The 18,340-nt window shown below is 62.6% G+C and carries 21 protein-coding genes; 14 read left to right on the plus strand and 7 right to left on the minus strand.

Annotation, left to right across the window (positions count from 1 at the left end; genetic code table 11):
• Positions 1–17: 17 nt before the first annotated feature.
• From THI_RS04660 to THI_RS04675, 4 genes are all read right to left on the minus strand, one after another.
• A complete protein-coding gene (locus tag THI_RS04660) occupies positions 18–629 on the minus strand; it encodes a LysE family translocator (RefSeq protein WP_013105081.1) in 612 nt (203 codons plus the stop codon).
• Positions 629–1,303 (minus strand): B3/B4 domain-containing protein, encoded by a 675-nt coding sequence (locus THI_RS04665; RefSeq protein ID WP_013105082.1) that lies wholly within the window; start codon positions 1,301–1,303, stop codon positions 629–631. The genes THI_RS04660 and THI_RS04665 overlap by 1 nt, the downstream gene beginning before the upstream one ends.
• 86 nt (positions 1,304–1,389) lie before the next feature.
• Positions 1,390–2,193 carry an AraC family transcriptional regulator gene (locus THI_RS04670; RefSeq protein ID WP_013105083.1) on the minus strand — a complete coding sequence of 268 codons (804 nt, stop codon included), beginning with the start codon at positions 2,191–2,193 and terminating at the stop codon, positions 1,390–1,392.
• Between the two features lie 34 nt (positions 2,194–2,227).
• A complete protein-coding gene (locus THI_RS04675) occupies positions 2,228–3,112 on the minus strand; it encodes a phosphoribosylaminoimidazolesuccinocarboxamide synthase (RefSeq protein ID WP_013105084.1) in 885 nt (294 codons plus the stop codon).
• Between the two features lie 119 nt (positions 3,113–3,231).
• Here THI_RS04675 and THI_RS04680 point away from each other — a divergent pair, with 119 nt between their 5' ends.
• Positions 3,232–3,813 carry a DJ-1/PfpI family protein gene (locus THI_RS04680; protein WP_013105085.1) on the plus strand — a complete coding sequence of 194 codons (582 nt, stop codon included), beginning with the start codon at positions 3,232–3,234 and terminating at the stop codon, positions 3,811–3,813.
• A 65-nt stretch (positions 3,814–3,878) separates the two neighbouring features.
• On the opposite strand, the gene trxA is transcribed toward THI_RS04680, so the two are convergent.
• Positions 3,879–4,775, minus strand: coding sequence for a thioredoxin (gene trxA, locus THI_RS04685; RefSeq protein ID WP_013105086.1), 897 nt, complete (start codon positions 4,773–4,775; stop codon positions 3,879–3,881).
• Positions 4,776–4,945: 170 nt separating this feature from the next.
• Between trxA and purE the strand changes: the two genes are divergently transcribed.
• From purE to THI_RS04700, 3 genes are read left to right on the plus strand one after another with little or no spacing between them, the layout of a single operon-like run.
• Positions 4,946–5,434, plus strand: a complete 489-nt coding sequence (purE, locus tag THI_RS04690) for a 5-(carboxyamino)imidazole ribonucleotide mutase (RefSeq protein WP_013105087.1) — start codon at positions 4,946–4,948, stop codon at positions 5,432–5,434.
• A complete protein-coding gene (locus tag THI_RS04695; protein WP_013105088.1) occupies positions 5,431–6,600 on the plus strand; it encodes a 5-(carboxyamino)imidazole ribonucleotide synthase in 1,170 nt (389 codons plus the stop codon). Before purE ends, THI_RS04695 begins: the two co-directional genes overlap by 4 nt.
• A 1-nt stretch (position 6,601) precedes the next feature.
• Positions 6,602–7,606 (plus strand): L-threonylcarbamoyladenylate synthase, encoded by a 1,005-nt coding sequence (locus THI_RS04700; protein WP_013105089.1) that lies wholly within the window; start codon positions 6,602–6,604, stop codon positions 7,604–7,606.
• Positions 7,607–7,726: 120 nt separating this feature from the next.
• Here the strand turns inward: THI_RS04700 and THI_RS19260 are convergent, their stop codons facing one another.
• The gene (locus THI_RS19260) at positions 7,727–7,954 is read right to left on the minus strand and encodes a hypothetical protein (RefSeq protein ID WP_231836371.1); all 228 of its coding nucleotides are present in this window, start codon (positions 7,952–7,954) and stop codon (positions 7,727–7,729) included.
• A 19-nt stretch (positions 7,955–7,973) separates the two neighbouring features.
• Here THI_RS19260 and THI_RS04705 point away from each other — a divergent pair, with 19 nt between their 5' ends.
• The 10 genes from THI_RS04705 to THI_RS04750 all read left to right on the plus strand — a co-directional run bounded on the left by THI_RS04705 (position 7,974) and on the right by THI_RS04750 (position 16,756).
• Positions 7,974–9,152, plus strand: coding sequence for an SGNH/GDSL hydrolase family protein (locus tag THI_RS04705; protein WP_231836373.1), 1,179 nt, complete (start codon positions 7,974–7,976; stop codon positions 9,150–9,152).
• A 38-nt stretch (positions 9,153–9,190) separates the two neighbouring features.
• The gene (locus THI_RS04710; RefSeq protein ID WP_141130516.1) at positions 9,191–9,919 is read left to right on the plus strand and encodes an OmpW/AlkL family protein; all 729 of its coding nucleotides are present in this window, start codon (positions 9,191–9,193) and stop codon (positions 9,917–9,919) included.
• Positions 9,920–10,058: 139 nt separating this feature from the next.
• Positions 10,059–11,120 carry a recombinase RecA gene (gene recA / locus THI_RS04715; protein ID WP_013105092.1) on the plus strand — a complete coding sequence of 354 codons (1,062 nt, stop codon included), beginning with the start codon at positions 10,059–10,061 and terminating at the stop codon, positions 11,118–11,120.
• A gap of 10 nt (positions 11,121–11,130) precedes the next feature.
• On the plus strand, positions 11,131–11,595 hold the full coding sequence (recX, locus tag THI_RS04720; protein WP_013105093.1) for a recombination regulator RecX: 465 nt from the start codon (positions 11,131–11,133) through the stop codon (positions 11,593–11,595).
• 61 nt (positions 11,596–11,656) lie between these two features.
• Positions 11,657–12,358, plus strand: coding sequence for a DUF2889 domain-containing protein (locus THI_RS04725; protein WP_013105094.1), 702 nt, complete (start codon positions 11,657–11,659; stop codon positions 12,356–12,358).
• Entirely contained in the window at positions 12,355–13,518 is a 1,164-nt protein-coding gene (sucC, locus tag THI_RS04730; RefSeq protein WP_013105095.1) for an ADP-forming succinate--CoA ligase subunit beta, read from the plus strand. The genes THI_RS04725 and sucC overlap by 4 nt, the downstream gene beginning before the upstream one ends.
• A 28-nt stretch (positions 13,519–13,546) precedes the next feature.
• Positions 13,547–14,443: a succinate--CoA ligase subunit alpha gene (gene sucD, locus THI_RS04735; protein WP_013105096.1), complete on the plus strand. Its 897-nt coding sequence runs from the start codon at positions 13,547–13,549 to the stop codon at positions 14,441–14,443.
• A gap of 97 nt (positions 14,444–14,540) precedes the next feature.
• On the plus strand, positions 14,541–15,251 hold the full coding sequence (locus THI_RS04740; RefSeq protein WP_013105097.1) for a TerC family protein: 711 nt from the start codon (positions 14,541–14,543) through the stop codon (positions 15,249–15,251).
• Positions 15,248–16,030 (plus strand): Stp1/IreP family PP2C-type Ser/Thr phosphatase, encoded by a 783-nt coding sequence (locus THI_RS04745; protein WP_231836377.1) that lies wholly within the window; start codon positions 15,248–15,250, stop codon positions 16,028–16,030. Before THI_RS04740 ends, THI_RS04745 begins: the two co-directional genes overlap by 4 nt.
• A 54-nt stretch (positions 16,031–16,084) precedes the next feature.
• Entirely contained in the window at positions 16,085–16,756 is a 672-nt protein-coding gene (locus THI_RS04750) for an FHA domain-containing protein (RefSeq protein WP_013105099.1), read from the plus strand.
• Positions 16,757–16,840: 84 nt separating this feature from the next.
• Here THI_RS04750 and pyk read toward each other — a convergent pair whose 3' ends face one another.
• A complete protein-coding gene (gene pyk, locus THI_RS04755) occupies positions 16,841–18,274 on the minus strand; it encodes a pyruvate kinase (protein WP_013105100.1) in 1,434 nt (477 codons plus the stop codon).
• Positions 18,275–18,340: the final 66 nt, after the last annotated feature.

Below are 18,340 nucleotides of genomic sequence, written 5' to 3' on the forward strand. Positions count from 1 at the left end.
TTCGGTATCCGCCCTGTTCAACGATGGACGAGCGCCAGCTTCAGGCCCAGCCCGATGAACGCTGTCGCAAAGCCACGGCGCATCCAGAGAAGGACGGCAGGCCGCGAGAGGATGTGTATGCGCGCCTTGGCGGCGAATGTGCCGTAGAGCACAAACACGACAAAGGTCATTGCCATGAAGGCAGCCGACAGTTCCAGCATCGTCCCCGTTGGATTAGCCTCGCCACTGCGAACGAACTGCGGCAAAAAGGCGACAAAGAACATCGACAGCTTGGGGTTCAGAAGATTGACCAGCACGGCGTGTCGAATCATCTGTAGGTCGGAGCGGGCCGGTGCATCCGCGTTGATCGTCAACGCACCGCGATCACGCCACGTCATCCATGCCAGATAAAGCAGATAGCACACGCCCGTGATTTTGAGCAACTGGAATGCCAAGCTGCTGGTATGCAGCACGGTGGCTAGCCCCGTGACGGCCAGCAGCATTTGAGGCAGGATGCCCAGTGTGCAGCCAAACGCTGCGACGACGGCCCCGCGTGCGCCATGTGAAAGGCCGGCAGCCAAGGTCAGCAGGACGCCAGTTCCCGGCGAGGCGACAACCAGCAGCGAAGTGATCAGGAATTCGGGTCCCATCAAGAAGTCCCTTCCCGCACGGACGCCGCAGGCCACAATTGGCGGATTGTTTCTGTCAGCGAAACGATCAATCGACTGACGTCCTGCTTAGCTGTGCCGTGCATGGCCTCGGCCACGATCAAAACATTGTGAGTCTGACTGCTCACCGCCGAATAGGCACTTTGTCGATTGGTCCATCGACGGGCATGCGCACGCGACTTCGCGTCAGCAAAGATGACCTCTCCTGCCTCTGGATGCTCGATTTCGCCTGAGAAAGTGTCGTATCGCTCCGTGCCGGTGGCTCGGCGCACGACGAGTCCCCCGGCGACCCGGTCAAGATCGAACGCTGCAACCGGAATGGCAAAAGCAGCCGAAACTGAATTGCAAAGATCCACGAACGGCAGCACCGATGGGAGATCTCCCTCTTTGCGCAGGCGACGAAGCAGCGCCTCCGAGGCGCAGCGATATTGGGTTGGTTTGAGGCCCATACGGCTGAAAACGCGCCTCCAGGCTTGAATCTCGGGCAGATCGGCCTCAGTGCCAGCGGCGATACGCTGTCGGCCGAGTGTGGTGAGCTGCGCGACGTAATCCGCAACATCTGTCTCTGCGATTGAACTGATGCCTTGCACATGCAAGACCCCAGTCGACAACTCAGGGAAGTCGTCGCGCAGCGACTGCGAATAGGAGAACAACACGGCGGCACCTCGGATTCAAACCAGATGGGCTCGAATCATCCGCGCTTTTCAGTACGCGTTCTTGAACGAAATTGCAGCTTGCGGCTTCAGCCCAACGCTTTGGTGTATGCGCCCGGCGCCAAGCCGAAAGTGCGTACGAACAATCTTGTCATGTGGCTCTGGTCGGCGAAGCCGCAGGCGGCTGCCGCCTCGGCTGGTTTCATCCCCCGGCGCAACAGTGTGCGGGCCAGATGAATCCGGCGTTGCACTAGATACGCATGGGGAGGTAAGCCCGTCATTCGGGTGAATGCGCGGAGAAACTGGTATTGACTGAGCCCGGCCTCGTGGGCGAGCACGGGGAGCGGCACGGCCGTCGCAGGGTCGTCGTCCATCATGGCCCGCGCCGAATGAATCGCCGCAGGAAAGCCAGAAAGCCGGGGTTGGATCGGTTGCAGGAGGGGGCCGAGCGCAGACAACAGAGCCTCGTCCTGCTGTAGTGAATTCGGTGCAGTGCTGGTTGCGACATCAAACAGTCGGCGAACAGCCGATGCCTGTTGCCCGTCGCGGACGACGGGACTGGCGAACTCACCTTTCAGGCGCCCTCCCTCAGCGATGTCCTCGGCAGCTTCCGCGATGATGGAAGGTTCAAAGTAAAGCATGCGCCAAGAACGGCTTGTGCAGCCGATAGGGGCGCCGTCATGCACTTCTCCTGGATTGACCGTGATGACATCGCCGGGCCAGGCTTCGACCAAGCCGCGTCCGCTGGCGGATTTGTGTCCGCCGCGATCCATCAGGCCTATACCGAATTGCTCGTGGGTGTGACGGCCGAAAGTGATCGATGAGTCGGCAACAATGGCTTGCGTTCCACGCATCTCGCAAGGAATTATCTTGATACTCTGATTCCTGGCCATGCTCAGGATCGCACGTGATCGACGCGGGTTTCCGTCAACCGGTCAGACGCTCCAGCGCCTCGCGGTAGCGGGCCAGGGTGTGCTCGATGACGTCGGCGGGAAGGGTGGGGGGCGGCGGTTGTTTGTTCCAGCCGGGCACGCCCTCGAGCCAGTCGCGCAGAAACTGTTTGTCGAAGCTCGGCGGCGAACTGCCTTCCAACCAAGTGTCGGCGGGCCAGAAGCGCGAGGAATCCGGGGTGAGTACTTCGTCCATCAGGGTGAGGGTGCCGCTCTCATCGAGGCCGAACTCGAACTTGGTGTCGGCAATCAGAATGCCGCGCGCGGCGGAGTAGTCGGCGGCGCGTTGATAGAGGGTGATGCTGATGTCGCGCACTTGCGCGGCGAGTTCGGCACCGATGGCCTGCTCCATTTGTGCGAAGGAAATGTTCTCGTCATGTTCGCCCAGTTCGGCCTTGGTGGCGGGGGTGAAAATGGGCGCGGGTAGCTTGCTGGCGAGCTTTAAGCCTTTTGGTAGGGCGACGCCGCAGACCTCGCCGGTAGCTTGATAGTCTTTCCAGCCCGAACCCGCGAGGTAGCCGCGCACCACGGCTTCGACCGGCAGGGGTTTGAGGCGTTTGACCACCATGGCGCGACCGCGCACCTGATTGCGCTCGTCTGCGGCCACCACGGTCTCGGGATCGATGTCGAGCAAATGGTTGGGCGCCACGTCGTGGAGCAGGCCGAACCAGAACCGCGCCATGCGGGTGAGAATTTCGCCCTTGCCGGGAATGGGCTCGGCCATGATGACGTCAAACGCCGAGATGCGGTCTGTGGCCACCATCAGCAGGCGGTCGGCGCCCACGGCATAGTTTTCGCGCACCTTGCCGCGTGACAGCAGGGGCAGGGAATGCAGGGAGGATTGCAGCAGGGCAGAGGTCATGGGCGGGCTTTCGTGAGGAATGGGGCGATTGTAGAAATTCGCAGGGTTGAGTTTTTCACCCGCTGCGTTTCACAATAGGTAGGCCGCACGTGCGGCAGACTCACAACGGAGACTTCGATATGGCTGCAAAACGCATTCTGCTGTTGGCGGGTGATTACGCCGAAGACTACGAAACCATGGTGCCGTTCCAGACCCTGCTGGCCGTGGGCCACACGGTGCACGCGGTCTGCCCCGACAAGAAGGCGGGTGATCAGGTGAAAACCGCGATTCACGACTTCGAGGGCGCGCAGACCTATTCCGAAAAGCCCGGCCACAACTTCACCCTCAACGCCACTTTCGCCGAAGTGAAGGCCGAGGACTACGACGCGCTGGTCATCCCCGGCGGGCGCGCCCCCGAATACCTGCGGCTCAACCCCAAGGTGCTCGATCTGGTGCGGCATTTTTTCAGCGCCGACAAGCCGGTGGCGGCGGTATGCCACGGGGCGCAGATTCTTGCGGCGGCGGGCGTGCTGCAAGGTCGCAAGTGCTCGGCCTATCCGGCCTGCGGCCCGGAAGTGCGTGAGGCCGGCGGCGACTATGCCGATATTCCAGTCGATCAGGCGGTGACGCAGGGCAATCTGGTGACCGCCCCGGCCTGGCCCGCGCATCCGGCCTGGATGGGAGAGTTTCTCAAACTGCTGGGGACGCAGATCACGCTGTAGGGCGCGCACAGGCGCCATGAAAAACGCCGACTTCGAGTCGGCGTTTTGTGTGGTGCTCCAGGCGCTCAGCTCAGTACCGTCATGCTCAGGCGGCGGCGGTAGCTCTCCACCGTGGGATCGGTGACCGGGGGCTGGCCGGGCGCGGGCTTGGGGGCATCTGCAGGCGTCATCAGCTCCAGAATGTTGACAAAGGTCTTGCGCGCGCGGTCTTCGCTCCAGCTTTTGTCGCGCATGAGAATGTCGAGCAGTTCGTCAAGCGCCGCGGTCCACTGCTGCGCGGCCATGTGTTGCTGCGCCAGGGCGTAGCGGGCGTCGAAGTCGCGCTTGTTGGCGGCGATGCTGGACTGCAGCGCGGCAACAGGGGGCAGGCCGGGCGCAGCCTGCGCGGCGCAAAGCCAGTCTGCCAGCGCCTGGATGCGGGCGTCGGCCAGCGCTTTGCCGGCAATGGGCTCGAACGCCAGCTTCGCGTCGGCGGTGCGGCCGTCCTTCAGCAGCAGTTCGACATACGCCTTGCGTGCGTTATCGTTGGCCGGATTGGTGGCCAGGTCTTGCTGCAGCTTTTCCAGCAGCGGCAGCGCAGGTGCAGACGCGGCTTTGGCATCGCTCGGCCCGGCCTCGTCCGCCTGCTCCGGCGCGGTGTCGGGAACGTGCTTGTCGAGAAATTCGCGGATCTGGCCTTCGGGCAGCGCGCCCACGAAACCGTCCACCGGCTGGCCGTCTTTGAGCAGCATGACCATGGGGATGCTGCGCACGCCGAACGCAGCGGCCAGTTCCTGCTCTTCTTCGGTGTTGATTTTCACCAGTTTGAAACGGCCTTCGTAAGCCACTTCCAGCTTTTCGAGAATGGGGCCAAGCGCGCGGCAGGGGCCGCACCACGGGGCCCACAGATCGACCAAGACCGGGACGGTATTGGAGGCTTCGACGACTTCGGTTTCAAAATTGGCAACGGTGGCATCAATCATGTTCGACTCCTGAATGAGCAGGGCAAATGGGGGCGGTCGGCGCCATACCAAGGGGTGTATGCAGGCGCACGATCTGCGTTTGGATGGAGCATAGCGGGACGCGATTTCAAGGGCTTGATCCACTGCTTCTTAAAATCACCCGTTTACAGGCGTTGCACAGGAGAGAGCAGATGGCCGCAATCGGCGTGGTGATGGGGTCGCAAAGCGACTGGGAGGTGATGCGCCATGCGGCGGACATCCTCGTCCGCTTTGGGGTGGCGCACGACTGCCAGGTGGTCTCGGCGCACCGCATGCCCGACGATCTGTTTGCCTATGCCGACAGTGCGCAGCAGCGCGGCCTGCGCGCCATCATCGCCGGTGCGGGCGGCGCGGCGCATCTGCCGGGCATGCTCGCGGCCAAAACCACGGTGCCGGTGCTCGGCGTGCCGGTGCCCAGCAAGTATCTGCGGGGCGAAGATTCGCTGCTGTCCATTGTGCAGATGCCCAAGGGTGTGCCGGTGGCCACTTTTGCCATCGGCGAAGCCGGGGCGGCGAATGCCGCGCTGTTTGCCGTGGCGATGCTGGCGGCGCATGACGCGGGCCTGCGCGATCAGCTCGACGCCTTCCGCGCGGAGCAAACCGCCGCAGCGCGGGCTATGCACGTGGGTAGCCCGGCATGAGCAAGTCTGCCGCATTCATTCCCCCCGGCGCCACGCTGGGCGTGCTCGGCGGCGGGCAGTTGGGCCGCATGTTTGCCCAGGCGGCGCAGAGCGCAGGCTATGGCGTGGCCGTGCTCGAAGCCGACGAAGCCGCGCCGGCAGCGCAGGTCACCGGCATTCACCTTGCCGCGCGCTATGACGACCCGCTAGCGCTCGACCAACTCGCCCGTGACTGCGCTGCGGTGACGGTGGAGTTCGAGAATATTCCGGCGCACTCGATGCAGTGGCTGGAGTCGCGCGTGTCGCTGGCGCCCGCGCCGCAGGCCGTGGCTGTGTGCCAGGACCGGGCGCAGGAAAAGGCCTTGTTTGCGCGGCTTGGCGTGCCTTGCGCACCCCACGCCGTGCTGACCGCGAGCGGCGGCCTTGGTGCGGTGAGCACTGACCTGTTTCCCGGCATTCTCAAAACCTCCCGGCTGGGTTATGACGGCAAAGGGCAGATCATGGTGCAAACAGCCGCCGACCTGCCTGCGGCATGGACTGCCTTGGGCGGTGTGGAATGCGTGCTGGAGAAAAAGCTCGATCTGGCCTATGAACTGTCGGTGGTGATGGCACGCGGCCGCGACGGTTGCTCCGTGCTGTACGAGCCGCAGCAAAACCTGCACCGCGACGGCATTCTGTTCGCCAGCTTTTCGCCCGGCCCGTCCATCACCCCCGACATCGCCGAGGCCGCGCAGAACGCCGCAGCCACCGTGGCGGAGGGGCTGGACTATGTCGGCGTGCTCTGCGTGGAATTTTTCGTGCTGCGCGATGGTCGCCTGCTGGCTAACGAAATCGCGCCGCGTCCGCACAACTCCGGCCATCACACCATCGACTCCTGCACCGTGTCGCAGTTCGAGCTGCAGTGGCGCACCCTGGTGAACGCGCCGTTGCTAGTGCCCAGGCAGCACAGCGCCACTGTCATGCTCAACCTGCTGGGCGATCTCTGGTTCGACGCCACCGGCCAGCAGCGCGAGCCCGACTGGGCCACCGTGTTGGCGCAACCCGGCGCGCATCTGCACCTCTACGGCAAGCACGCGCCGCGCGAGGGCCGCAAGATGGGCCACCTCACCTGCACGGCGGCCACCCCTGCCGAAGCGCGCCAGACCGCGCTGCACGCCTGCACCGTTCTCGGCCTGGAGCCGTTCTGAGGTGAGCGAGGTGAACACCGACGCCCAAGTGCGTCCGCGCGAGATCATCGAGGCCGTGCGGCGTCTGGAGGCGGGCGAACTGGTCGGTCTGCCGACTGAAACCGTTTACGGCCTGGCCGCCGACGCCGAGAACGTGCAGGCCGTCGCCAGAATCTATGCCGCGAAGGGGCGGCCTGCCGACCACCCCGTGATCGTGCATATCCACCGCGCCGCCGATCTGGGGCATTGGGCGTCCGAAGTGCCTGAAACCGCGCGCAAACTTGCCGCCGCCTTCTGGCCCGGGCCGCTCACCTTGATTCTGCCGCGCAAACCCGGCGTGGCCGACGCCTGCGCCGGTGGACAGAACACCATCGGTCTGCGCTGCCCCTCCCATCCCGTCGCCCAGGCCGTGCTGGCGATTTTCAAAGGCGGGCAGGGCGGGTTGGCGGCGCCGTCGGCCAACCGCTTCGGCCGCATCAGCCCCACCACGGCGGCGCATGTGCATGCAGAACTCGGCGACGACCTGCTGGTGCTCGACGGCGGCGCCTGCGCCGTGGGCATCGAGAGCACCATCGTCGATTGCACCGCGCAACCGCCGCGCATCCTGCGCCCGGGGCAGTTGCAGGCGGCTGACATCGCGCAAACCCTGGGCGTGGCCGAGGCCGACTTGCTGCGCCCGGCAGAATCTGCCCCGCGTGTGGCGGGCGTGCTGCCGGCGCATTACGCCCCGCGCACACCGCTGCAGTGGTGTTCACGCGAGCAAATCAATGCACGCTGGGAGATTGGCACGAGCGCGGGGCGGCGCATCGGGGTGCTGGCATTCCCGCCGCAGCCACTCGCGCCCCATCCCTCATGGGTCACGCTGCCTGCCGATCCTGCTGCCTATGCGCAACAGCTTTACGCTGTTTTACGCAGACTAGATGCGGCAGGGCTCGAGGAGATTTGCGTTGAAGTCTTGCCGCCATCGCCTGCGTGGCTGGCGCTGCGCGACCGGCTGACGCGCGCAGTGCATGGCTCGGGTCGCTGACGTCCTGCAAGAGCGGGTGGTTCGCCACAAAAGGCGAACATGTATCCTTTTGTTGCAAATCGGCAAACCTGTGGCAAATGCGCAGTACCACTCTTGCGACGCCATTTTCCTTCGGCTACGCTAAAGCGAACGGTCGTTCTTTTTTTGACCCGCCCGCCTGCAGGCCAGCAGGCATACAACAATGTTTGAGGAGATGTTCATGCGGAATCGTGTCTGGATTGCGCTGGCCCTGGCCAGTGCCTTGGGCTTGGCAGGTTGCGGCGGTGGCGGCGGAAATCCATCCGCGCCGACGCTGGCTTCCGTGGCCAGTGTGAATGCGGCCAGCATGGCGCCGAGCACGGCGCCCACCGGGGGCTTCAAACAGGTTGTGGCATTTGGCGACAGCTTGTCGGACGACGGGGCCTACACCCTGGCAGCGGTCAGCACCTACGGGGCAACTGTGCAGTTCAAGGGGCTGCCCTATCCTGCGGGCGGTCAGTTCACCGTCAATGGAGATGCAACTGGGAACTGGACCGGTGTTTTAGCCTCCAACCTGAATCTTGGCTTGACACCCAACGTGATTGGTTACGGCACGAAAGCCGGTGTGATGTACCTCGGGGCAGCCGGCCCGACTGCAACCCCGGCGTTCTGCGCATTCAGCGCCCCCGTTTCATCTGGACAAGCTAACTGCACCAATTTTGCACAGGGCGGCTCGATGGTGAGCAACCCCAATGGCATCGGCCACAGCGGCGGCGCACTGACGCTGCCGGTGACGACGCAAGTGCAAAACTACCTCACGCAGTTCGGCGGCAGTTTCAATAGCAATCAGTTGGTGACGGTGCTGGCCGGCAATAACGATGTTTTTACGGCGTTGGGAACGGTGAGTGCCACCGTGACTCAGGCCGTCACACAGGCCGTCACGAGCGCCCTGCAGCAAAACCCCAGCCTGACACAAGCGCAGATTGCGGCCATTCAGGCCACTGCGCAGCACGATGCAACCTCGCAGGCGGTTGCTGTCGCGCAGGCGACCGTGGCTCAAGCGGCGGACGAACTGGCCGCCCAAGTCAGCCTGATCACAAGCAAGGGAGCGAAGTATGTGATGGTCTACACCTTGCCGGATTCATCGCAGACGCCGTTTGGCCGCGGTTTGCCCTACACCGGCGCGACGCCTCCGCAAGCTCCGCCAGCCGGTTATGTGTGCGACAACACGGTCACGACGACACCCTGCTACCTGTTGTCGAATCTGGTGCAAGTGTTTAACCAACGCCTGCTCAATGATTTGCAAGGGCAGCCTGTCAAGGTGCTTGATGGCTATAGCCTGCTCAATCAGGAAATTGCCAACCCGTCGCAGTTTGGCTTCACTAATGTGACGACGCCGTGGTGTAACCCGGCCACCACGAGCTCTCTGCTCTGCAATGTGAACACGCCTGATACGGCAGCGGGTGCAAGCACGGCCAATCTCGACACTTGGCTGTTCGCCGATACCGTTCATCCCACACCCGCTGGCTACAAAATTATTGCCAGTACGACCCTGCAGTCGATGAAGAGTTTTGGTTGGACACAATAACACCGCAGCACTCATATCACTATTGAGGAGGATTCATGATGCGTCAATCGCGATTCAATGTTCTGCGTGCTGCCTTGATGGCTGCGGGGCTGATGGCCGGGGCGGTGTTTGCACCTGCCGCCATGGCTGACGATGCCGGGCCGCAAAACACTGTGTTTGTTGGACTGGCTTATTTGCAGAACCATTCCAAATCGGCCAACCTGAGCGGGTACAACACGCCACCCAATCTCAATCTGGATGTGGGCGATGCCACCACGCTGGGGCTGGTGTATGTGCGCGACCTGCCGGGGCCGTTCAGCTTCGAACTGGTGCTGGGCTACCCGCCGCGGGTACGCACCGATGCCGCAGGTTCGGGCTGGGGCGCGCTGCGGGGGGCGGGCGTGACGGATGTGGATGTCTACTCTCCGACGGCATTCATCAACTATCACTTCTTCGGCGACTATGCCAAGTGGGATCCCTTTGTCGGCGTGGGTCTGAACTACACCAAGTTCACCAATACCAAGGCCTTGCCGCCGCTGACCGGCGCGCAAGGCCCGACAAAGATCAACCTCTCGGATTCCTGGGGGGCGGCGGCGCACGTCGGCCTGATCTACCGCTTCAATTCCAAGTGGTCGGTGGTGGGTACCGTGGCCGTGGCAGACGTGCAGAGCAATCTGACTTCCACGTCCTATTCACCCGTCAACCCTTCGGTCATCACCTCGCAGGCGAAGACGCATATCAACTTCCATCCCATCATCTACACCCTGGCAGTGGGCTATAGTTTTTAAAAGCTTGCTCACGCTGCAAGTTGTGGAAAGAGGGGGCTTCGGCCCTCTTTTTTTGGATACCGCAAGCAGAAAAAATCTGTCTTTATATACAGCTGTGCTACATTGCGGCGCAGTGCTATTTAGACTTGAGGACCATGCCATGGAACAAGGGAAATCCGCAGTGAATCCAGAAAAAGCCAAGGCGCTTGCCGCCGCGCTGTCGCAGATCGAAAAGCAGTTCGGCAAGGGCACCATCATGCGCATGGATGATGGCGAGGCGCAACGCGACATTCAGGTGGTGTCCACCGGCTCGCTGGGCCTGGACATCGCCCTGGGCGTAGGCGGGCTGCCGCGTGGCCGGGTGGTGGAAATCTACGGGCCAGAGTCCTCGGGCAAGACCACGCTCACCCTGCAGGTCATTGCCGAAATGCAGAAGCTCGGCGGCACTTGCGCCTTCATCGATGCCGAGCATGCGCTCGACGTGCAATACGCCTCCAAACTCGGAGTGCAACTACCTGATTTGCTGATTTCCCAGCCCGATACCGGCGAGCAGGCGCTTGAAATCGTCGACGCGCTGGTGCGCTCCGGTTCGGTGGACATGATCGTGATCGACTCGGTGGCTGCGCTCACGCCCAAAGCCGAAATCGAGGGCGAGATGGGCGATTCGCTGCCGGGTCTGCAGGCCCGGCTGATGAGCCAGGCGCTACGCAAGCTCACCGCCAACATCAAGCGCACCAACTGCCTGGTCATTTTCATCAACCAGATCCGCATGAAAATCGGCGTGATGTTCGGCAATCCCGAAACGACGACCGGCGGCAACGCGCTCAAGTTCTACTCCTCTGTGCGCCTGGACATCCGCCGCATCGGCGCCATCAAGAAGGGCGAAGAAGTCGTCGGCTCCGAAACCCGCGTCAAGGTGGTGAAGAACAAGGTGGCGCCGCCGTTCAAACAGGCGGAGTTCGACATCCTCTATGGCGAAGGTATTTCGCGCGAAGGCGAAATCGTTGACCTGGGGGTGCTGGCCAAACTGGTGGAGAAGTCCGGCTCTTGGTATGCCTACAACGGCGAGAAAATCGGCCAGGGCAAGGACAACGCGCGCGAGTTTCTCAAGTCCAACCCCGACATCGCCCGCGAGATCGAAAACAAGGTCCGCGCCAGCCTCGGCGTGCCTGAGGCCAATGCGCTGATGACGGCCGATATGTCCGAGGAAGAGCAAGACTGAGTCCGTTGCCATGAGTTTGCCTCGCGCCCAGCCTTCTTTGCGTGCGCGGGCCGTGCGCTATCTCTCGCAACGGGAGCACAGCCCGTTGGAACTGCGGCGCAAACTGCTGCGCTATTGCGAGGCGCCCGAAGAGATCGATGCCCTGCTAGCCAGTCTGGAGCAGGCGGGTTTGCTCAGCAGTGAGCGTTTTGCTCAGTCGCTCATTCATCGGCGACAGCAGCGTTACGGCAATTTGCGCATCGCACAAGAACTCGACGCGCACGGTCTGTCGTCCGATGCTACGGCAAATCTGCGTCAGTCCCTGAAAGACAGCGAACTGACTCGCGCCCATGCCGCTTGGGCGCGAAAATTCCAGGCGCTTCCGCAAGACGCTGCCGAGCGGGCCAAACAGGCTCGGTTTTTGACTCAACGTGGCTTCAGCGGGGACGCCGTCCGCGCGGTTTTGCGCGGCGAGGGCACGGAAGACGTCGACTGACTTGCTGCGCCGCAGCAGGCTGCTACACTGATTCTTGCGCTTCATCAAAAATTGATCCACCATGCGCGACACTCCTGCCGCCCCGTCTTCGCCCAATCGCCGTCTGGTTCACCGCCGCAGTCTCAGTATCGAGGTCTATGCGCGAGAGGATGGCTTGTGGGATCTGCAGGCCGAATTGCGGGACGTGAAAACGCGCGATCTCACCCTGTCCGAACGCACCCGACCGGCGGGCATTCCGGTGCATGACATGTTGCTCATCGTCACCATCGACGACGCGCTCGACATCGTCGATGCCCGCTCGCACACTCTGTTCAGCCCTTACGACACCTGCGGCGATCACGATGACGCCTACCGGCGGCTGATCGGCCTCAATCTGCTGCGCGGATTTCGTTCCGCTGTGCGCGAGCGCCTGGGCGGCGTGCTGGGCTGCACCCATCTCACCGAATTGACGCAAGTGCTGCCGACCGCAGCCATTCAAGGGCTGGCCGGGCTAGCGACGATTACCTTGCCGGAGCCTCAAGAAAGCGCAGGGCCGCCCCAAGCTTTCTTGATCCCCTCGGGGGGCGGGTCGGCGAGCCGACCCAGGGGGCGTTTAGACACGGAGCGTGCCGCCGGTATGCCTTTTCAGCTCAACCGCTGCCACGCCCTGCGGCTGGACAGCCCAGCAGTCGCCGAGTTTTATCCCCGTTGGGCGCAACAAACCGCGCCACAACGCACCGAAGGCACAATGCCTGCACCACAAGTCGAGGACGAGACGCCATGAAAATTCATGAATATCAGGCCAAGCAACTATTGAGAGAACACGGTGTGCCGGTACCACGCGGCAAGCCCGCGTTTTCCGTCGATGAGGCCGTCGCCGCAGCGCAGGAGTTGGGTGGCCCGGTCTGGATGGTGAAGGCGCAGATTCACGCTGGCGGGCGGGGCAAGGGCGGCGGTGTCAAGCTGGCGCGAACGCTGGACGAAGTCCGGCAACTATCCCTGCAAATCCTGGGGATGCAGCTCGTCACCCATCAAACCGGCCCTGCGGGGCAGAAAGTGCGACGGCTGCTGATCGAGGATGGCGCCGATATCCAAAAAGAGTATTACGTCGCCGTGCTCACCGACCGTGCCACGCAAAAAGTGGCCGTCATGGCGTCGAGCGAAGGCGGCATGGACATCGAAGAGGTCGCCGCCAAGACGCCGGAGAAAATTCTCAAGGTGTTTGTCGATCCGCTGGTTGGCCTGCAGGACGCGCAAGGTCTGGAACTGGCCGCGGGCATCGGCATTCCGCTCGCCTCGCAGGCCCAGGCGATCGACGTGTTCAAGAAGCTCTACCAGTGCTATATGGACACCGACGCCTCGCTGGTGGAAATCAACCCGCTGATTCTCGAAGGCAACGGCCAGATCAAGGCGCTCGATGCCAAGTTCAACATCGACGACAACGCACTGTTCCGTCACCCCGAAATCGAGGCGCTGCGCGATCTCGATGAGGAAGACCCGGCCGAGGTGCAGGCGCACAAATTCGACCTCGCCTACATCCAGCTCGACGGCAATATCGGCTGCCTGGTCAACGGCGCCGGGCTGGCGATGGCGACGATGGACACCATCAAGCTGTTCGGCGGCTCGCCCGCCAACTTTCTCGATGTGGGCGGCGGCGCCACCACCGAAAAGGTGACCGAGGCGTTCAAGATCATGCTGCACAACCCGCATGTCAAGGCGATTCTGGTCAACATCTTCGGCGGCATCATGCGCTGCGACACCATTGCCGAAGGCGTGATTGCCGCCTCGCGCACCGTGGGCCTGAGCGTGCCGCTGGTGGTGCGCATGAAAGGCACCAATGAGGAGATCGGGCGCAAGATGCTGGCCGACTCCGGCCTGCCCATCATCAGCGCCAACACCATGGGCGAGGCGGCGCAAGCCGCCGTTCATGCCGCGCAGGCCTGAGCCGCCCCCCACAGAACAAGAGGACAACATGGCTATCCTGATCAATCAAGACACCAAGGTCATCACCCAGGGCATCACCGGCAAAACAGGGCAGTTTCATACCCGCATGTGCCGCGACTATGCCAATGGCAAGAACTGCTTCGTCGCCGGTGTCAACCCTAAAAAGGCCGGCGAAGATTTCGAGGGCATTCCCATTTACGGCACCGTGGCCGACGCCAAGGCAGCCACGGGCGCCACGGTTTCCGTCATCTATGTGCCCCCGGCAGGCGCGGCTGCCGCCATCTGGGAGGCGGTGGAGGCCGATCTCGATCTGGCGATCTGCATCACCGAGGGCATTCCCGTGAAGGACATGCTGCTGGTGCGCAACCGCATGAAGGACAAGGAGGCGGCCGGTGGCAAGAAGACCCTGTTGCTCGGGCCGAACTGTCCCGGCCTGATTACGCCCGATGAAATCAAGATCGGCATCATGCCCGGACACATTCACCGCAAGGGTCGCATCGGCATCGTCTCGCGCTCGGGCACGCTCACTTACGAGGCGGTGGCGCAGGTCACCGAACTCGGGCTGGGCCAGAGCAGCGCGGTGGGCATCGGTGGCGACCCGATCAACGGTCTCAAGCACATCGACATCATGCGGGCGTTCAACGACGACCCCGATACCGATGCGGTCATCATGATCGGCGAGATCGGCGGCTCTGACGAAGCCGAAGCCGCGCGCTGGTGCAAAGCCCACATGAAAAAGCCGGTGGTCGGCTTCATCGCGGGCGTCACCGCGCCTCCGGGCAAGCGCATGGGCCATGCCGGGGCACTGATCTCCGGCGGGGCCGACACGGCCGATGCCAAGCTCGCCATCATGGAGGAATGTGGCTTTACCGTGACGCGCAATCCGTCTGAAATGGGCAAACTTCTCAAGCAAGTCCTGCGCTGATCCATGCGAACGCCGGGGCTGCCCCCGGTTACAAACGGTATGATGCAAGACAAGTCCCGATGGGACTGCATCGATACCTCCTGGGGCAGCCATCGGCATGGAACACTATCTCACCGTCGAGTTCTTGACGGCCATCGGTCAGATCGTTCTGATCGACATTCTTCTGGGCGGAGACAACGCCGTGGTCATTGCATTGGCCACGCGCAAGCTCCCGCCGCATCAACGCAAGCTCGGCATTCTTTGGGGTACCGCGGGCGCCATCGTGCTGCGTGTGGTGTTGATTTTTTTCGCGCTGACCCTGCTCAAGCTGCCTTTGCTCAAGATTGTCGGTGCATTGCTGCTGTTTTGGATCGGCATCAAGCTGCTCGCCCCGCAAGAGGAAGAGGGGCACGGCGATGTGCAGGCGGCGGACAAGCTGTGGGCTGCGGTCAAGACCGTGATCATCGCCGACTTTGTGATGAGCCTGGACAACGTGATCGCCATTGCCGGTGCAGCGCAAAACGCCGGGGAGCAGCACAGCATGCTGCTGGTGGTCTTCGGTCTGCTGCTGAGCGTGCCCATCATTGTCTGGGGCAGCCAGTTGGTCATCCGTCTGATGCAGCGCTTTCCGGTGGTGATCACCCTCGGGGCCATGCTGCTGGGCTGGATTGCCGGTGGCCTGCTGGTCACCGATCCTGCAGTGGAGCACTGGGTTGAAGCGCTGCCCTGGGCGGCCTACGCAGAAAAAATTGCCGGGCTGATCGGCGCCATCGTGGTGTGGGCCGTGGCAAAGCTGATTTATCGCCGCCCCTCGGCTTCTGCGGCATGAGCACCATCATGGCCAAAACGCCCAGTTCCAGCCCCGCCCTGCAGTATGAAATGATCAGCCTCACCCATACTGGGCGGGTGCGCGAGCACAACGAAGACGCGGTGGCGTTCGATGCCCTGGCGCAGGTTGCCGTGCTGGCCGATGGCATGGGGGGCTACGCTGCTGGAGAGGTAGCCAGCGGCATGGCGACGGCGCAGATTTGCGCGCGCATTGCCCGCCTGAAGGCCGACTATCCGAAGGTGACTGCGCTCGATCTGTCCACCGAACTTCGTTTTGCGGTGCGCCATGTCAACGCCGAGATTCTGCGGGCCGCGCGCAGCAATGCGCAGTATGCCGGGATGGGCGCCACGCTGGTTGCCGTGGCGTTTACTGGAAATGTGGCGGTGATCGCCCATGCAGGGGATTCTCGCGCTTATCTGCTGCGGCAGAATCAACTGCGCCTGCTCACGCACGACCACTCGGCCCTGCAGGAGCAGATCGACATGGGGCTGATTCTGCCCGAGGACGCGGAAACGATAGGCGGCAAGAATCTGGTGACGCGGGCGCTAGGCGTGGATGCTCGGCTCGACCCGGATGTCGCCATGCATCCCATGATGGCGGGGGATTTGTTGCTTCTGTGTTCGGATGGCTTGAACGATATGTTGACAGATGCCAAAATTGAAAACATATTGCGGCAATATGCTGAACATCCTGCGGCGGCTGCGCGCCAGCTGGTGGATGACGCTAATGTGGCTGGTGGGCGCGACAACGTTTCCGTCATTCTGGTGACTGTGCGCTGACTTAGCCGATGCGTTTTTCTATTCTGATCTGACTCATTAAACGGACTTCAAATCGTGGCCAAACTCGTGATTACCCTGGATGGCAAGGTTTTGAAAGAGGTCGTGCTCAGTAAAGACCGCACGACGCTCGGGCGTCGTCCGTACAACGATGTGGTCATCGACAACCTGGCGGTCAGCGGTGAGCACGCCGTGTTGCTGCGCGATAGCGGAACGGATGCCGAGAGCTACACCATTCAAGACCTGGGCAGCACCAACGGCACCTATCTGAACGGCGCGCCCATCAAGTCCAGCCCCTTCCGCGAAGGCGACACGGTCGATATCGGCAAGTACAGCCTGCGGCTGTTGTCCGATACGCGTCAGACCACCTTCGGCCCGTCACGCTTTGGCGCCACTACCGGGTTTGGCAATTCCCGTTTCGGTAATTCGGGTTTTTCAGATTCGCGCACCCGGGCGGGAGATGCCGAGCGCAGCTACAAGATCAAGGTGCTCAGCGGGGATGCGGCAGGGCGGGAAATTCTGCTCAGCAAGGAGCAGACCACCTTCGGCCAGCGCGGCACCCTGGTGGTCAGCGTGATGCACAAGCCGCGCGGCTACGAACTGGTGCAGGTCGAAGGCGAAAAGCGGGCGCAGGTCAATGGCGTCTCGCTCGGCCTCATGCCGGTGGTGCTGCGCTCCGGCGATGTGATCAACCTCACCGGCATTCAGTTGCAGTTTCTGCAGGTCTGAGCACTGCCTAGCTCGGGGGAGTGCGCCAAGCAAAACGCCCGCAAGGACTATGGTCGATGCGGGCGTTTTTCTGCAGCGGGCTGTTTAGCGAGGCACGCGCATGACCTTGAGCATATTGGTGCCACCCGCCGTGCCGATCGGCTCGCCGCAGGTGATGGCGTAGCTGTCGCCGGAGGCCACGGCGTTTTTCTCGATCAACCGGGCTTCGGCCTGGTTGAGCAGGGCGTCGCGGTCGGTGGTGCTGAAGCTCAGCAGCATCGGGCGCACATTGCGATACAGCGCCATGCGTCGCACCGAGGTTTCGCTGCGCGACAGGGCATAAATCGGCACATTGACACGGTGGCGGCTCATCCACAGCGCGGTGGAGCCTGATTCGGTCAGCGCCACAATGGCCTTGCAGCCGAGATGGTGCGCGGTGAACAGCGCGGCCATGGCGATCGACTGGTCGATGCGAGTGAACTGCTTGTTGACGAAGTCGTGTTCGAGCTTGACCTCTTCGTAGGTTTCCGCCGCCTCGCAGATGCTGGCCATCGCCTCGACCGTTTCCACCGGGTACTTGCCTGCCGCCGTTTCCGCCGACAGCATGACCGCGTCGGTGCCATCGAGCACCGCATTGGCGACGTCGGACACTTCGGCGCGGGTGGGTACGGCGTTGACGATCATCGACTCCATCATCTGCGTGGCGGTGATCACCACACGATCCATTTCGCGCGCCATGCGGATCATGCGTTTTTGCAGCGCGGGCACGGCGGGATTGCCGACTTCCACTGCGAGGTCGCCGCGCGCCACCATGATGCCGTCGGAGGCGCGCAGAATTTCCGCCAACGCCGGAATCGCCTCGACCCGCTCGATCTTGGCGATGAGCGCGGGCTTGTGGTGGTAGGGCTCGCCGGCGACGTTGGCGAGTTGCCGCGCCAGCTCCATGTCGGTGGCGTTTTTGGGAAAGGACACGGCCAGATAGTCGGCCTGGAAGGACATCGCGGTGCGAATGTCCTCCATGTCCTTGGCGGTGAGGGCCGGGGCCGACAGACCGCCGCCCTGCTTGTTGATGCCCTTGTTGTTCGACAACTCGCCGCCGATGGTGACGACGGTGTGGATTTGTTCCCCGCTCACTCTCTCGACGGTGAGCACGATGAGACCGTCGTTGAGCAGCAGACGGTCGCCCGCGTGCACGTCGCGCGGCAGGTCTTTGTAGTCCAGGCCGCAGCGGGTCTCATCGCCGATTTCGCAGGTGGCGTCGAGCGTGAATTTCTGTCCGGGTTGCAGCATGACCTTGCCGTCCTTGAACCGGCCGACCCGAATTTTCGGGCCTTGCAGATCGGCCATGATGGCAACGGACTTGCCCAGGCGGGCGGCTGTTTCGCGGATGAGTTGGGCGCGGTCAATATGGTCTTGCGCCTTGCCATGAGAAAAATTGAGCCGAACGACATCGACCCCGGCCGCGAGCATGCGTTCGAGGATGTCTGGCGAGGAACTGGCGGGGCCGATGGTGGCAACGATTTTGGTGGCGCGGGACATGGGTAGCGGGATATTGGGGATGGGCAAAATAATGCGATCAGTGAAAATGTGGAATCCCTCACAGGA

It is taken from the genome of Thiomonas arsenitoxydans (assembly GCF_000253115.1).
Lineage (GTDB): Bacteria > Pseudomonadota > Gammaproteobacteria > Burkholderiales > Burkholderiaceae_C > Thiomonas > Thiomonas arsenitoxydans.

What these genes read in the sequence shown, in the direction of transcription:
- THI_RS04660 (WP_013105081.1), bottom strand. Translation starts at nt 629, where the DNA reads ATGGGACCCGAATTCCTGATCACTTCGCTGCTGGTTGTCGCCTCGCCG.
- THI_RS04670 (WP_013105083.1), bottom strand. Translation starts at nt 2,193, where the DNA reads ATGGCCAGGAATCAGAGTATCAAGATAATTCCTTGCGAGATGCGTGGA.
- THI_RS04675 (WP_013105084.1), bottom strand. Translation starts at nt 3,112, where the DNA reads ATGACCTCTGCCCTGCTGCAATCCTCCCTGCATTCCCTGCCCCTGCTG.
- THI_RS04680 (WP_013105085.1), top strand. Translation starts at nt 3,232, where the DNA reads ATGGCTGCAAAACGCATTCTGCTGTTGGCGGGTGATTACGCCGAAGAC.
- trxA (WP_013105086.1), bottom strand. Translation starts at nt 4,775, where the DNA reads ATGATTGATGCCACCGTTGCCAATTTTGAAACCGAAGTCGTCGAAGCC.
- purE (WP_013105087.1), top strand. Translation starts at nt 4,946, where the DNA reads ATGGCCGCAATCGGCGTGGTGATGGGGTCGCAAAGCGACTGGGAGGTG.
- THI_RS04695 (WP_013105088.1), top strand. Translation starts at nt 5,431, where the DNA reads ATGAGCAAGTCTGCCGCATTCATTCCCCCCGGCGCCACGCTGGGCGTG.
- THI_RS04710 (WP_141130516.1), top strand. Translation starts at nt 9,191, where the DNA reads ATGCGTCAATCGCGATTCAATGTTCTGCGTGCTGCCTTGATGGCTGCG.
- recA (WP_013105092.1), top strand. Translation starts at nt 10,059, where the DNA reads ATGGAACAAGGGAAATCCGCAGTGAATCCAGAAAAAGCCAAGGCGCTT.
- recX (WP_013105093.1), top strand. Translation starts at nt 11,131, where the DNA reads ATGAGTTTGCCTCGCGCCCAGCCTTCTTTGCGTGCGCGGGCCGTGCGC.
- THI_RS04725 (WP_013105094.1), top strand. Translation starts at nt 11,657, where the DNA reads ATGCGCGACACTCCTGCCGCCCCGTCTTCGCCCAATCGCCGTCTGGTT.
- sucC (WP_013105095.1), top strand. Translation starts at nt 12,355, where the DNA reads ATGAAAATTCATGAATATCAGGCCAAGCAACTATTGAGAGAACACGGT.
- sucD (WP_013105096.1), top strand. Translation starts at nt 13,547, where the DNA reads ATGGCTATCCTGATCAATCAAGACACCAAGGTCATCACCCAGGGCATC.
- THI_RS04740 (WP_013105097.1), top strand. Translation starts at nt 14,541, where the DNA reads ATGGAACACTATCTCACCGTCGAGTTCTTGACGGCCATCGGTCAGATC.
- THI_RS04745 (WP_231836377.1), top strand. Translation starts at nt 15,248, where the DNA reads ATGAGCACCATCATGGCCAAAACGCCCAGTTCCAGCCCCGCCCTGCAG.
- pyk (WP_013105100.1), bottom strand. Translation starts at nt 18,274, where the DNA reads ATGTCCCGCGCCACCAAAATCGTTGCCACCATCGGCCCCGCCAGTTCC.